12 protein-coding genes and 1 pseudogene are annotated in these 14,357 nt (G+C 59.4%); 7 read left to right on the top strand and 6 right to left on the bottom strand.

The window, feature by feature from the left end:
* Window positions 1-158: 158 nt before the first annotated feature.
* The 3 genes and pseudogenes from cysD to cysN all read left to right on the top strand — a co-directional run bounded on the left by cysD (window position 159) and on the right by cysN (window position 3,476).
* On the top strand, window positions 159-1,076 hold the full coding sequence (gene cysD, locus ACYZTS_RS03025) for a sulfate adenylyltransferase subunit CysD (protein WP_028621848.1): 918 nt from the start codon (window positions 159-161) through the stop codon (window positions 1,074-1,076).
* Between the two features lie 104 nt (window positions 1,077-1,180).
* Window positions 1,181-1,524: pseudogene (locus ACYZTS_RS03020) on the top strand (four helix bundle protein).
* 53 nt (window positions 1,525-1,577) lie between these two features.
* Complete coding sequence (cysN, locus tag ACYZTS_RS03015) at window positions 1,578-3,476, top strand: sulfate adenylyltransferase subunit CysN (protein WP_461993927.1); 1,899 nt, start codon at window positions 1,578-1,580, stop codon at window positions 3,474-3,476.
* 189 nt (window positions 3,477-3,665) lie between these two features.
* Here the strand turns inward: cysN and ACYZTS_RS03010 are convergent, their stop codons facing one another.
* From ACYZTS_RS03010 to ACYZTS_RS03000, 3 genes are read right to left on the bottom strand one after another with little or no spacing between them, the layout of a single operon-like run.
* Window positions 3,666-4,568, bottom strand: coding sequence for an acyltransferase (locus ACYZTS_RS03010; protein ID WP_461993925.1), 903 nt, complete (start codon window positions 4,566-4,568; stop codon window positions 3,666-3,668).
* Complete coding sequence (pta, locus tag ACYZTS_RS03005; RefSeq protein ID WP_461993923.1) at window positions 4,569-6,668, bottom strand: phosphate acetyltransferase; 2,100 nt, start codon at window positions 6,666-6,668, stop codon at window positions 4,569-4,571.
* 60 nt (window positions 6,669-6,728) lie between these two features.
* The gene (locus ACYZTS_RS03000; RefSeq protein WP_461993921.1) at window positions 6,729-7,067 is read right to left on the bottom strand and encodes a DUF3565 domain-containing protein; all 339 of its coding nucleotides are present in this window, start codon (window positions 7,065-7,067) and stop codon (window positions 6,729-6,731) included.
* On the opposite strand from ACYZTS_RS03000, the gene ACYZTS_RS02995 reads away from it, so the two are divergent.
* From ACYZTS_RS02995 to ACYZTS_RS02985, 3 genes are all read left to right on the top strand, one after another.
* Window positions 7,036-7,521, top strand: coding sequence for an FKBP-type peptidyl-prolyl cis-trans isomerase (locus ACYZTS_RS02995; RefSeq protein ID WP_028624676.1), 486 nt, complete (start codon window positions 7,036-7,038; stop codon window positions 7,519-7,521). The genes ACYZTS_RS03000 and ACYZTS_RS02995 overlap by 32 nt on opposite strands.
* Before the next feature lie 124 nt (window positions 7,522-7,645).
* The gene (locus tag ACYZTS_RS02990) at window positions 7,646-8,128 is read left to right on the top strand and encodes a glutathione peroxidase (RefSeq protein WP_461993913.1); all 483 of its coding nucleotides are present in this window, start codon (window positions 7,646-7,648) and stop codon (window positions 8,126-8,128) included.
* Between the two features lie 191 nt (window positions 8,129-8,319).
* Window positions 8,320-9,423 carry an NADH:flavin oxidoreductase gene (locus tag ACYZTS_RS02985; protein WP_461993911.1) on the top strand — a complete coding sequence of 368 codons (1,104 nt, stop codon included), beginning with the start codon at window positions 8,320-8,322 and terminating at the stop codon, window positions 9,421-9,423.
* A 125-nt stretch (window positions 9,424-9,548) separates the two neighbouring features.
* Here the strand turns inward: ACYZTS_RS02985 and ACYZTS_RS02980 are convergent, their stop codons facing one another.
* Both ACYZTS_RS02980 and cysZ read right to left on the bottom strand, forming a co-directional pair.
* Window positions 9,549-10,748 carry a glycosyltransferase family 4 protein gene (locus tag ACYZTS_RS02980; RefSeq protein WP_461993909.1) on the bottom strand — a complete coding sequence of 400 codons (1,200 nt, stop codon included), beginning with the start codon at window positions 10,746-10,748 and terminating at the stop codon, window positions 9,549-9,551.
* Between the two features lie 39 nt (window positions 10,749-10,787).
* Entirely contained in the window at window positions 10,788-11,540 is a 753-nt protein-coding gene (gene cysZ, locus ACYZTS_RS02975) for a sulfate transporter CysZ (protein WP_461993907.1), read from the bottom strand.
* A 313-nt stretch (window positions 11,541-11,853) separates the two neighbouring features.
* On the opposite strand from cysZ, the gene trxB reads away from it, so the two are divergent.
* Window positions 11,854-12,816 carry a thioredoxin-disulfide reductase gene (gene trxB / locus ACYZTS_RS02970; protein ID WP_028624671.1) on the top strand — a complete coding sequence of 321 codons (963 nt, stop codon included), beginning with the start codon at window positions 11,854-11,856 and terminating at the stop codon, window positions 12,814-12,816.
* A gap of 186 nt (window positions 12,817-13,002) precedes the next feature.
* On the opposite strand, the gene ACYZTS_RS02965 is transcribed toward trxB, so the two are convergent.
* A complete protein-coding gene (locus ACYZTS_RS02965; protein WP_461993905.1) occupies window positions 13,003-14,286 on the bottom strand; it encodes an NAD(P)/FAD-dependent oxidoreductase in 1,284 nt (427 codons plus the stop codon).
* Between the last annotated feature and the right edge of the window lie 71 nt (window positions 14,287-14,357).

Raw genomic sequence — 14,357 nt, 5'->3', positions numbered from 1 at the left:
TGACACACTGCCATCGCGAGCAGGCTCGCTCCCACATGGGTATATTCATATACCCTTTCGATCTAGTCGGCGCCCTGATTAGAAGAGGTCGCTGTGCTAGGATTCTTCGCTCGAACACGGCCCGCTGGCCGTCCACAAGATCGTTTTCGTGAGTAGCCATGGTCGACAAACTGACGCATCTGAAACAGCTGGAGGCGGAAAGCATCCACATCATCCGCGAAGTCGCCGCCGAGTTCGATAACCCGGTGATGCTGTACTCCGTCGGTAAAGATTCCGCCGTGATGCTGCACCTGGCGCGCAAGGCATTCTTCCCGGGCAAGCTGCCGTTCCCGGTGATGCACGTCGACACCCGGTGGAAGTTCAAGGAAATGTACGCGTTCCGCGATCGCATGGTCGAAGAGCTTGGCCTTGACCTGATCGTGCACGTGAACCCCGATGGCGTCGCGCAGGGCATCAACCCGCTGACCCACGGCAGTGCCAAACACACCGACATCATGAAAACCGAAGGCCTAAAGCAGGCCCTCGACAAGCACGGTTTCGACGCCGCTTTCGGTGGTGCTCGTCGTGACGAAGAAAAATCCCGTGCCAAAGAGCGCGTGTATTCCTTCCGCGACACCAAGCACCGCTGGGACCCGAAGAACCAGCGTCCAGAACTCTGGAACGTCTACAATGGCAACGTCAACAAGGGCGAATCCATTCGTGTGTTCCCGTTGTCGAACTGGACCGAACTGGACATCTGGCAGTACATCTACCTCGAAGGCATTCCGATTGTGCCGCTGTATTTCGCCGCCGAGCGCGACGTCATCGAGATGAATGGCACCTGGATCATGATCGACGATGAACGCCTGCTCAATCACCTGAGCGACGAAGACAAGGCGCGCATCGTCAAGAAGAAAGTCCGTTTCCGTACGTTGGGTGACTACCCGCTGACCGGTGCGGTCGAGTCCGAGGCCACCAGCCTGACCGACATCATTCAGGAAATGCTCCTGACGCGAACTTCCGAACGCCAGGGCCGGGTCATCGATCACGATGGCGCAGGCTCGATGGAAGAAAAGAAACGTCAGGGGTATTTTTAAGCTTTGAGTTACAAGCGGCAAGCTGCAAGTTAACGGCGGTGTGCGTAGCTTTGTAGTTTGGTGCTTGTGGCCGGTTGCTGCGAGCCGTTTTCGGATGACTCGCAATGGATTTCGAGAAGCTGATTGTCTGGCAGAGAAGCAAATGTTTAGCGGTGAAAATTTATCGGGAGTTTGCTCGATGTGGGGACTTTGGCTTCAAGGATCAAATCACCCGCTCCGCACTGTCGGTACCTTCCAATATCGCTGAAGGGATGGAGCGTTGCGGTTCCAAGGAAAAAGCACATTTTTTCTTTGGGTAGCAAAAGCATCGTGTGGTGAGTTACGAACTCAGATCCTCATAGGTCGTGAAATTGCCTACATCGCTGACTCTGTGGCTGACGATTGGATTACAGAAACCCGCGAGCTTTCAAGAATGCTAAGCGGCTTGATCAACAAAATTTCTGAGTAGCTGTACGCCGAAAAGCTTGCCGCTTGAAGCTTACAGCTTGGAGCTCGAATGCAATGAGTCACGTATCTGATTTGATCAGCGAGGACATCCTCGCCTACCTGGGCCAGCACGAACGCAAGGAAATGCTGCGCTTTCTGACTTGTGGCAACGTCGACGACGGCAAGAGCACCCTGATCGGGCGCCTGCTGCACGACTCCAAGATGATCTATGAAGATCACCTGGAAGCCATCACCCGCGACTCGAAAAAAGTCGGCACCACCGGCGAAGACATCGACCTGGCATTGCTGGTCGACGGCCTGCAGGCCGAGCGCGAGCAGGGCATCACCATTGATGTCGCTTACCGCTATTTCTCCACCGCCAAACGCAAATTCATCATCGCCGACACCCCGGGCCATGAGCAGTACACCCGCAACATGGCCACCGGTGCGTCCACCTGTGACCTGGCGATCATTCTGGTCGACGCCCGTTACGGCGTGCAAACCCAGACCCGTCGCCACAGTTTCATCGCCTCGTTGCTCGGCATCAAACACATCGTGGTCGCCATCAACAAGATGGACCTCAATGGCTTCGACGAAAGCGTGTTCGAGTCGATCAAGGCCGATTATCTGAAGTTCGCCGAGGGCATCGCCTTCAAGCCGACCACCATGGCCTTCGTGCCGATGTCGGCGCTTAAGGGCGACAACGTGGTGAACAAGTCCGAGCGCTCGCCGTGGTACACCGGCCAGTCGCTGATGGAAATTCTCGAGACCGTCGAGATCGCCAGCGACCGCAACTACACCGATCTGCGTTTCCCGGTGCAGTACGTCAACCGTCCGAACCTGAACTTCCGTGGTTTCGCCGGCACCCTGGCCAGCGGCGTTGTGCACAAGGGCGACGAAGTTGTGGTGCTGCCGTCGGGCAAAAGCAGCCGCGTGAAGTCCATCGTTACCTTCGAAGGTGAGCTGGAACACGCAGGCCCGGGTCAGGCGGTGACGCTGACCATGGAAGACGAAATCGACATCTCTCGTGGCGACCTGTTGGTGCATGCCGACAACCAGCCGCAAGTGACCGATGCCTTCGACGCCATGCTGGTGTGGATGGCTGAAGAGCCGATGCTGCCGGGCAAGAAGTACGACATCAAACGTGCGACCAGTTACGTGCCCGGTTCGATTACCAGCATCGTCAACCGCGTCGACGTGAACACCCTGGAAGAAGGTCCGGCCAGCTCGCTGCAATTGAACGAGATCGGTCGGGTCAAGATCAGCCTCGACGCGGCCATCGCGCTCGATGGTTATGCGAGCAATCGCACCACCGGTTCGTTCATCGTCATCGACCGTTTGACCAATGGCACCGTCGCAGCCGGCATGATCATCGCTCAGCCGTTGGCGCATGGCACCAGCACCCACCACGGTAAACTGGCGCACGTGGCGACCGAAGAGCGTGCACAACGCTTCGGCCAGCAACCGGCCACCGTGTTGTTCAGTGGCCTGTCGGGTGCGGGTAAAAGCACGCTGGCGTATGCGGTTGAACGCAAACTGTTCGACCTGGGCCGTGCGGTATTCGTGCTTGATGGCCAGAACCTGCGTCACGACCTCAACAAGGGTCTGCCGCAGGATCGCGCCGGGCGTACCGAGAACTGGCGTCGTGCCGCGCACGTTGCGCGTCAGTTCAACGAAGCGGGGCTGCTGACACTGGCTGCGTTCGTTGCACCGAGTGCCGAAGGGCGCGAGCAAGCCAAGGACCTGATCGGCAAGGAACGCTTGCTGACGGTCTACGTGCAGGCTTCGCCGACGGTGTGTGCCGAACGTGACCCGCAAGGTCTGTACGCGGCCGCAGGGGATAACATCCCGGGCGAGTCCTTCCCGTACGACGTGCCGCTGAATGCCGATCTGGTGATCGATACCCAGTCACTGTCGCTGGAAGAAAGCGTCAAGCAAGTGCTGGATCTGCTGCGTCAGCGTGGCGCGATCTAGGATAGGAGCAGCGGTTAGCCTTTAGCTTCAAGCTGCAAGAAGAAACCCGCCGATGAGTGATCATCGGCGGGTTTTTTTGTGTCCTTGAGATCGCCTTCGCGAGCAGGCTCGCTCCCACAAGGTCAGCGTGCACCGAAGACCAAATGTGGGAGCGAGCCTGCTCGCGATGAGGCCGTAACAGGCGCCTGATTACTTCCCAGGATACTCCCTATGCATCTGCTCCAGCAGCGCATCCTTGTCTTCCCACAACTGATTGATCCACCCCTGAAACTGCAGGCGATACTCGCCGTCCTGGTCGTAATTTTTACCGATAAACGCCGGCGGGATCTTCAGCTCCTGAAAATGCACTACCACGTCATTCACATTCCCACAGAGCAAATCCCAGTACCCCGGACGACCGCCCGGGTAATGAATCGTCACGTTGACGATCGACTCGAGTTGCTCACCCATGGCGTCCAGCACAAACGCAATGCCGCCAGCCTTGGCTTTCAGCAAAAACCTGAACGGTGATTGCTGCTGCGCATGCTTGCCTTCGGTGAAGCGCGTGCCCTCGACGAAATTGAAAATCCCCACCGGGTTATTGCGAAACTTCGCGCAGGTCTTGCGCGTGGTTTCAAGGTCTTTGCCTTTCTTCTCGGGGTGCTTTTCCAGGTAAGCCTTGGAGTAACGCTTCATAAACGGAAAGCCCAGCGCCCACCACGCCAGACCGATCACCGGGACCCAGATCAGCTCTTGCTTGAGGAAGAATTTCAGCGGCTGGATGCGACGATTGAGCACGTACTGCAGCACCATGATGTCGACCCAGCTCTGGTGGTTGCTGGTGATCAGGTACGAGTGCCGATAGTCCAGACCCTCGAGCCCGCTGAGGTGCCAGCGGGTGCGGCAGACCAGGTTCATCCACGCTTTGTTATTGCTGATCCACGCTTCATGGATGTGGCTCATCAGCCACAGCGTGAAGCGTTGAGTGAGGGCGAAAGGCAACGCTTTGAAAATCGCCACGCAGAACAGAATCGAGCAAAGCAGAATAGTGTTCAGTGCCAACAACAGCGAGGCAATCACGCCGCGCACGGGAGCAGGAAGAAAAGCCAGCATTTAGAGATCCATAGGTCGGTTGGCAGCTTGAATCGCAGTCAGCGCGATGGTGTACACGATGTCATCGACTTGCGCACCGCGCGGCAGATCGTTCACCGGTTTACGCAGGCCTTGCAGCATCGGCCCGAGGCTGACGCAATCGGCGCTGCGTTGCACGGCTTTGTGCGTGGTGTTGCCGGTGTTGAGGTCGGGGAACACGAATACCGTGGCGCGACCGGCGACCTGGCTGTTCGGCGCCAACTGCCGCGCAACGCTTTCGTTGGCGGCGGCGTCGTACTGCAACGGGCCGTCGATCAGCAGTGAATTTTGCTGCTCGTGAGCGAGCAAAGTCGCCTCGCGGACCTTCTCGACTTCTTCGCCGCTGGCCGATTCGCCGCTTGAGTAGCTGATCATCGCCACGCGCGGGGTAATGCCGAATGCGGCAGCAGAGTCAGCGCTTTGCAGGGCGATCTCGGCGAGTTCGCTGGCGCTTGGGTGCGGGTTCATCACGCAATCGCCGTAGACCAGCACTTCTTCCGGAAACAACATGAAGAACACCGACGAGACCAGCGTGCAGCCCGGCGCTGTTTTGATCAGTTGCAGGGCAGGGCGAATGGTGTTGGCGGTGGAGTGAATGACCCCCGAGACGAGGCCGTCGACTTCATCCAGCGCGAGCATCATCGTGCCGATGACCACGGTATCTTCCAGTTGCTGCTCGGCCATTGGCGCGTTGAGACTTTTGGATTTGCGCAGTGCGACCATCGGTTCGACGTAGCGCTCACGAATCAGGTCCGGATCAAGAATCTCCAGCCCCGGCGGCAGCTCGATATCGTGCGCGCGGGCCACGGCTTCGACGTCTGCAGGCTTGGCCAGCAACACGCAGCGGGCAATGCCGCGTGCCTGACAGATCGCCGCTGCTTGCACGGTCAGCGGCTCGCTGCCTTCGGGCAACACAATCCGCTTGTTGGCGGCCTGGGCGCGCTGAATCAATTGGTAGCGGAACACCGCGGGCGACAGGCGCATTTCCCGTGGCGTACCACAACGCTGGTGCAGCCAGTTGGCGTCGAGATGGCTGGCGACGAAGTCGGTGATGATCTCCGCACGCTCACGGTCGTCGATCGGGATTTCCTTGTTCAACCCGTTCAGCTGGTTGGCGGTGTCGTAGGAGCCGGTACTCACCGATAACACCGGCAGGCCCGCCTGCAACGCGCCACGGCACAGGTCCATGATGCGCGGATCGGGCAGGGTGTCGCTGGTCAGCAACAGGCCGGCCAGCGGCACGCCGTTCATGGCGGCGAGGCTGACGGCGAGGATGATGTCGTCGCGATCGCCGGGCGTCACCACCAGCACACCGGGCTTGAGCAGCTCGACGGTGTTGCGCATGGTGCGCGCGCAAATGATGATTTTGCTCATGCGGCGGGTTTCGTAATCGCCCGCATTGAGGATTTGCGCGCCCATCAGATCGGCAACGTCGCGGGTGCGCGGCGCGTTGAGTTCTGGCTGGAACGGGATGCAGCCGAGCAGCTTGAAATCGCCGCTGCGCAGCAAGGACGAATGCTCCTTCAGGCGCGCGGCAAACGCTTCCATGCTCTCGTCAGTCTTGACCTTGTTGAGAATCACGCCGAGGACCTTGGGGTCTTTGGGGCCGCCGAACAGCTGCGCCTGCAACTCGACGCGCCCGGAAAGCTCGGCCAGCACTTCGTTTTCCGGCGCGGAGACCAGGATCACCTCAGCATCCAGGCTCTTGGCCAGATGCAGATTGACCCGCGCGGCGTAACTGGCGCTGCGCGTCGGCACCATGCCTTCAACGATCAGTACGTCTTTGCCGATAGCGGCCTGCTGATACAGGGTGATGATTTCTTCGAGCAATTCGTCAAGCTGGCCGTCGCCGAGCATGCGTTCGACATGCGCCAGCCCCAGCGGCTTGGGCGGTTTCAGGCCGTGGGTGCGGGCCACCAGTTCGGTGGAGCGTTCAGGCCCGGTGTCGCCCGGATGCGGCTGTGCGATCGGTTTGAAAAAGCCGACCTTGAGGCCGGCCCGTTCGAGCGTGCGCACCAGCCCGAGGCTGATGGAGGTCAGACCCACACCGAAATCGGTGGGCGCGATAAAAAAAGTTTGCATGCGGATTCTCTAAAGGAGCATGGCAATGGTGACAACCTATGACTGGCCGTCTACCGCAATTCAGTCGCCAAGGTTAGCGCTAACCGAGCCTTGTGCGCACCAACCACAAGCAAAGGCTTGGCCTATTTTTTCAAGGCGTTGCGCCGGGTCCAGCACCCAGGCGCGTGATTGCCACGGCGGCTGGTGGCGCAGGTGCTGCGTATGGCCGCAGGACAGCTCGGCAACCCAGTGCCCATCCTCGTCCTGATGAAAACCTGTGACCGTCGAGCCTGGCGCCGCGTTCCGTCTGTCCGGGTTGTGTTCGCTTTCGGACGATTGCTTCGCTAAACTTGGTCTTTCTATATTCTTCTGCAAAAGGTCTCGCCCCATGCTGATCGCCGCCAATAAGGCTGTCTCCATCGACTATACCCTGACCAACGACGCTGGTGAGGTCATCGACAGCTCCGCCGGCGGCGCGCCGCTGGTTTACCTGCAAGGCGCAGGCAACATCATCCCGGGCCTGGAAAAAGCCCTGGAAGGCAAAGCAGTCGGCGACGAGCTGACCGTGGCTGTTGAACCGGAAGACGCCTACGGCGAATACGCCGCCGAACTGGTCAGCACCCTGAGCCGCAGCATGTTCGAAGGCGTGGACGAACTGGAAGTGGGCATGCAGTTCCACGCTTCCGCGCCGGACGGCCAGATGCAGATCGTGACCATCCGCGATCTGGACGGCGACGATGTCACCGTTGACGGCAACCACCCGTTGGCCGGTCAGCGCCTGAATTTCCAGGTCAAGATCATCGACATCCGTGAAGCCAGCCAGGAAGAAGTCGCGCATGGTCACGTGCATGGTGAAGGTGGCCATCAGCACTGATTTCTGCGCTAAGCTTTCGAGTACTGGAGAGGCGCCCGCGGGGCGCCTTTTTTAGTCCGCGGCTGTCCCTGGTGGAATCACCAAGAGGCTGTTTCGAGAAGAACACGGGAATTTGGAGTTCGTCATGAGTGCTTTTCACGACCTTAAACTGAAGGCCCTGGATGGTCAGGAGCTGCCTCTTGCGCCTTTCAAGGGGCGCGTCGTGCTGGTGGTCAACGTTGCTTCCAAATGTGGCCTGACCCCACAGTACGCGGCGCTGGAAAAACTTTACCAGCAATACAAGGATCAGGGTTTCAGCGTGCTGGGTTTGCCGTGCAACCAGTTTGCCGGACAGGAACCGGGCACCGAGCAGGAGATTCAGGCGTTCTGCAGTCTGAACTATGGCGTGACCTTTCCATTGTCCGGCAAGCTGGACGTCAACGGTCACGACCGTCATCAGTTGTACCGCCTGTTGGCGGGCGAGGGCGCGGAGTTCCCGGGCGACATCACCTGGAACTTCGAAAAATTCCTGCTGGGCAAGGATGGTCGCGTGCTCGCGCGATTTTCGCCGCGCACGCCTCCGGATGATCCCAGCGTCATTCAGGCGATTGAAAAAGCGCTGAGCTGATTCCCCACTGTAGGAGCCGGCTTGCTGGCGATCCGGGCAGCGCGGTTTACCTGAACCGGGTTGTTTCAATCGCCAGCAAGCCGGCTCCTACAGACTTCTGATCCTTAATCACCGCAATCAATAGTGCTATTCATTGCCGTCGCCTCCCCATATTATCGCCGTCATAAAGTCATTCTTCGTGGAGCGTCCCCATGCCCGTAAAAGCCCTGTTCAAACCGTTCCATCTCGGTAGTCTCGAATTGCCGAGCCGCGTGGTCATGGCGCCGATGACCCGTTCGTTTTCGCCGGGTGGCGTACCCAATTCCAAAGTGATCGAGTACTACCGCCGCCGTGCTGCAGCGGGTGTTGGTTTGATCATCACCGAGGGCACCACGGTTGATCACAAGGCTTCCAACGGTTATCCGAACGTGCCGCACTTCTACGGTGAAGCCGCGCTGGCAGGCTGGAAAAAAGTTGTCGACGCCGTGCACGCCGAGGGTGGCAAGATTGTTCCGCAACTGTGGCACGTCGGCAGTGTGCGTCGTATTGGCACCGAGCCGGATGCCAGCGTGCCAGGTTACGGTCCGTCGGAAAAACTCAAGGACGGTCAGGTCGTCGTTCACGGCATGAGCAAGCAGGATATTCAAGACGTGATTGCCGCGTTTGCTCAAGCGGCCAAGGATGCGCAGAGCATCGGCATGGACGGCATTGAAATCCATGGCGCCCACGGTTATCTGGTCGACCAGTTTTTCTGGGAGGGCAGCAACCAGCGCACTGACGAATATGGCGGCAGCCTGGCCAACCGTTCGCGCTTCGCTATCGAATTGATTCAAGCGGTGCGTGCGGCGGTCGGTGAAGGTTTCCCGATCATCTTCCGTTTCTCGCAGTGGAAACAGCAGGACTACACTGCGCGGCTGGTGCAGACCGCGGAAGCGCTGGGGGAATTCCTGAAGCCGTTGTCCGACGCCGGGGTGGACATTTTCCACTGCTCGACGCGACGCTTTTGGGAGCCGGAGTTCGATGGTTCCGAGCTGAACCTCGCAGGCTGGACGCGCAAGCTGACCGGCAAGCCGACCATTACCGTGGGCAGTGTCGGCCTGGACGGGGAGTTCCTGCAGTTCATGGTCAACACCGACAAAATCGCGCAGCCGGCCAGCCTGGAAAAACTGCTCGAGCGTTTGAATAATGACGAGTTCGATCTGGTGGCGGTAGGGCGCGCGCTGCTGGTCGATCCGGATTGGGCGCAGAAAGTGCGCGACGGTCGCGAGGAAGAGATTCTACCGTTCAGCCGTGAGGCGTTGATGACGCTGGTTTAAGTACCACTTGCACTGACGCTATCGCGAGCAGGCTCGCTCCCACATTGACCTCGTACTGCCCGGAGTATGCGGTCACCTGTGGGAGCGAGCCTGCTCGCGATGGCGGCGTCAAGGTCAGCGAGAAATCAAGGTCCGGTAGGTGCATTCGGCACTACCATCTCCCCAGCACAAGCCCCCCGCAACTGCCCCTCGAACTGCTCGATAATCGTCGCCCAGCCCTGACGGCTTGCGTGCTGTCGCGCATTCAGGCGTACGCATCGCAGTGATTCGCGCTCCTCGAGCAACCACACTGCCGCCTCGCAAAACGCCTCCTCATCCCCCGGCATCGCCAGCACGCCGTTGTAGCCATGCCGTATGTGTTGGCCCGCAGCCGCCTGATCGTAAGCGACCACGCCCAACCCCGAGGCCAGCGCCTCGAGCACCACATTGCCAAAGGTTTCGGTCAGACTTGGAAAAACAAATACATCCCCCGAGGCATAGTGGCTGGCCAACGCTTCGCCGCGTTGAGCGCCGCAGAAGATCGCGTACGGTAATTGCTGCTGCAAAGCGGCCCGCTGAGGCCCGTCACCGACGACGATCAGCTTAAGGTTGCGTTGTGGATAAGTGCTTTGCAGCCGCTCGAAGCAGCGCTTGAGTACACCAAGGTTTTTTTCCGGAGCCAGGCGTCCTACGTGGATAACGGCGATGTCATCCTCCCCCAGACCCCATTGCTCGCGCAGCGACTGCAGGCGTTTGACCGGATTAAACAGCTGGCTGTCGACCCCTCGGGACAACAACGCCAGCCGCTCGAATTGCCGTCGTTCCAGTTCCAGCCTCTGGCTGACGCTAGGCACCAGAGTCAAGGTCGAGCGATTGTGAAACCAGCGTAAATAATGTGTCAGCAAACGCGAGAGCATCCCCAACCCATATTGGCTGGTGTACTGCTGAAAATTGGTATGAAAGCCACTGACCACGGAAATCCCCAGGCGTCGTGCGGCGCGCAATGCAGATAATCCCAACGGGCCTTCGGTGGCGATGTACAACACGTCCGGTCGATGACGCTGCCACCGCCGCAACAATTTGTGCATCGACGACTGGCCCCATTGCAGGCCCGGATAGCCCGGCAGCGGCCAGCCCCGGCACAGCAGCAGATCATCGCTGCTGCCTGTTGGCGAGTCGCAACCCTGTCGAGGTCGCACCAGCTCCACTTGATGCCCGCGCGCGCGTAGACCGTCGCACAAGCGACCAAGGGTGTTGGCCACGCCGTTGATTTCGGGAGGGAAGGTTTCGGTGATCAGGGTGATATGCAGAGCTGTAGTCATGACCTCAGTGTCGGCTGAGGCCATTGCGTCGTTGTGACGGTTAGATGATGGATTTGTGACTGCTTAGCGCTGGGTCACCAGGTTTTCCGCGCCGCGCTCACGCACCCAGAACAGCGTCGCACCCGCCACGGCCGCCGGCATCATCAGAATATTGACCACCGGAATCAGCAAAACCAGATATACGCTGCCGCCGAAACTCATGCTCTGCCAGCGCTTCTCGCGCAGCCAGGCGAGCATCTCGTTCCAGCCCAGCTTGTGGTTATCCGCCGGGTAGTCGATGTACTGGATCGCCATCATCCACACGCCGAACAGTAACCACAGCGGCGCGGCAATGATGTTGAGCACCGGTATGAACGAGAGAATGAACAGGCCGATGGCGCGTGGCAGGAAATAGCCCAGTTTGCGCATTTCTCGCGACAGCGTGCGCGGTATCATGGCGATCAGTTCGCCCCAACTGAAGGCGGGGAAGTCGTCTGTGCCGCGCACCACCACTTCGACTTTCTCGGCGAGGAAGCCGTTGAAGGGCGCGGCGATGATGTTGGCGAGCATGGTGAACGTGAAAAACACCATGAAGGCCACCAGCACCACAAAGATCGGCCAGAGCACGTAGCTGAGAAAACTCAGCCACTCCGGCAGCGATGGCATCAGCGTATCGACCCACAGGCTGAACTGATGGCCAGCCAGGTAAATCAATCCGACGAACAGCACCAGGTTAATGGCCAGTGGCAGCAAGACGAATAAACGCAGGCTGGGACTCAAGACCAGCTTGAGTCCTTCGCGCAGGTATTGTGGGCCGGACAGTACGGGTGCAGGCATATCATGCTCCGAGCAAGGGGAAACGCGCCGACCTTACCGGCTTTGCCCCATCGGCGAAAGCACGGCGACAGCATCGACATCAACGGTAACAAAGGCGCCTATATATTCGTGGTTACCGAATAGAGACCGCCTATGAGCTGGATTGTTATTCGGTATTTCCTTAATCTTCGCCCCCTCGATACGCTGCACCCAATCTTTTACAGGACTGTCGAGTTCAAGCCTTCCCCAAGCGCTTTCAACGGTCCTTTTTTATTTCCGCCGGCCAACCCGGCGTTCCGCGCCAGGTGTTCGGGCCGGTCAACAGGAGCAGGTCATGTCTGAAGTCCGTCATTCGCGAGTGATTATTCTCGGTTCCGGCCCTGCCGGTTACAGCGCCGCGGTCTATGCGGCCCGTGCCAATCTCAAGCCACTGCTGATCACCGGCATGCAGGCCGGCGGTCAACTGACCACTACCACCGAAGTCGACAACTGGCCGGGCGATGTCCACGGTCTGACCGGCCCGGCATTGATGGAGCGCATGAAAGAGCACGCTGAGCGTTTCGAAACCGAGATCGTCTTTGATCACATCAACGCAGTGGACTTCGCTTCCAAGCCTTACAGCCTGACCGGCGACAGCGCAACTTACACCTGCGACGCGCTGATCATCGCCACTGGCGCAAGCGCTCGCTATCTGGGCCTGCCGTCGGAAGAAGCGTTCATGGGCAAGGGCGTGTCAGCCTGCGCCACCTGCGACGGTTTCTTCTATCGCAACAAGCCGGTTGCCGTGGTTGGTGGCGGTAACACCGCTGTCGAAGAGGCGCTGTACCTGGCCAACATCGCCAGCACTGTGACCCTGATTCACCGCCGCGAGACCTTCCGCGCCGAGAAGATTCTGATCGATAAGCTGCACGCACGGGTCGCTGAAGGCAAGATCATCCTCAAGCTGAATGCGACGCTGGACGAAGTATTGGGCGACAACATGGGCGTCACCGGTGCCCGTCTGAAGAACAACGACGGCAGTTTCGACGAGCTGAAAGTCGACGGCGTGTTCATCGCCATCGGCCATACCCCGAACACCTCGCTGTTCGAAGGTCAGCTGACGTTGAAAGACGGCTACCTGGTGGTGCATGGCGGCCGTGAAGGCAACGCCACTGCCACCAACATTGAAGGTATCTTCGCCGCCGGTGACGTGGCGGACCACGTTTACCGCCAGGCGATCACCTCGGCCGGCGCCGGCTGCATGGCCGCACTGGACGCCGAGCGTTATCTGGACGGCCTGCAGAACGCTTCGTTCTGATTGTGCAGAAATGAAAAAAACCGGCTTCGGCCGGTTTTTTTTGTGTTTACGGAAAGTGCGGTCAACACACAACCTTGTGGGAGCTAGCCTGCTGGCGATGGTGTGTCAGCTACATTGATGTGACTGACACACCATCGCCAGCAGGCTAGCTCCCACAAGGGTTAACAGTGTTTGCGGAAATTGTGCTCAACCGCGAAGCCTTTCCTGCACAAAATCCATCACCTTCAGCGACTGATAAATCGCATTCGCCGCCACACGGCCAAACGGCCCGCCGTTCCAGTCGAGCAGGTAGGGCTTGAACAGCTCATACCGTCGACTTTCCCCGAACACCGCTTCAGCGATCACCCGACCGCAGATAGAGCCGGTGTTCAGCCCGTGGCCGCCAAATGAAGTGCACGCCCAGACGCCGGGCTCTAGCAATCCCAGGTTCGGCATCTTGTTGGTGGAATAACCCATCAAACCGGACCATGCCAACTCGATCCTGACCGGCGCCAGTTGTGGATACACCGCGACCATGTCGGCTTTGAGCATCGCTGCCAGGGCTTTTTCATTTTGCTCGTTGCGGGTGGTGATGCGTCCGCCCCAGAGCAGGCGGTCGCCCTCGACCACGCGGTAATAATCCGAAGCGCGTCGGTCATCGGAGAACGCCGCGGCGGAGTCGAGCACGTTCTTGATCGAATCGCCCAAGTGTTCGGTCAGCACCACGTAGGTGGCAATGGGCAAATAGGCGCGGCTGAGTTTTTGCAGCTCCAGTCCGCCGTAACCACCGGCGCAGAACACCAGGTCCTGACAGTGCACGCTGCCCTGCGCGGTCTCGACCACTTTATCGCTACCCTCATGACGCCAGGCGAGCATTTTCGAGTGTTCGAAAATTTCGCCGCCCGCCGCCTCGATGGCCATCGCCAGGCCCAGGCAATAATTCAGCGGGTGGAAATGCAGCGCATTGGGGTCTTCGACGCCCTGGAAATAGCGCAGGGTGTGCGCCCGCTCCCGAACCTGAGCGGTGTCGAGAAAATTCACTTCATAGCCGAAGTCACGACGCATCGTTTCAATGTGGCTCTTCACCCCGGCAGCGTCATCGTAGCGCTTGACCCGAATGGTCCCGGCCGATGGTGCGCAACCGCTGAGCGCCAGTTCGCTGATGTTGTGGCGCACGATGTCTACACCTTCGACCGACATCCGGAACAACGTCCGTGCCTGTTCAAGGCCAAGCTTTTTGCGGATAGCCCCCGAGCCTTCGGCCCAGCCCGGCGAGACCACGCCGCCATTGCGGCCGGACGCGCCCCAGGCGACCTGATGCGCTTCGAGGATGACCACGCGTTTGCCGCGTCGGGTCAGTTCGAGGGCCGCGGTGAGCCCCGCAATGCCGGCACCGATGATGCAGACGTCGCAGGTTTCGTCGGTTTTCAGTTCGGACCTGGCTGCGCGCGGCAGCGAGGTTTGGGCATACCAGGTGTTGGGGAAGGACATGGTCGATCCTTGTGAAATTGCCGGTCGAGTGTGGGAGCTGCCCTTGTGGCGAGGGGATTACTCCCGCTCGG

It is taken from the genome of Pseudomonas sp. TMB3-21, from assembly GCF_054898145.1.
Note: the sequence above shows the minus strand (reverse complement) of the source record. Positions and strands in the feature narration are given on the sequence as shown.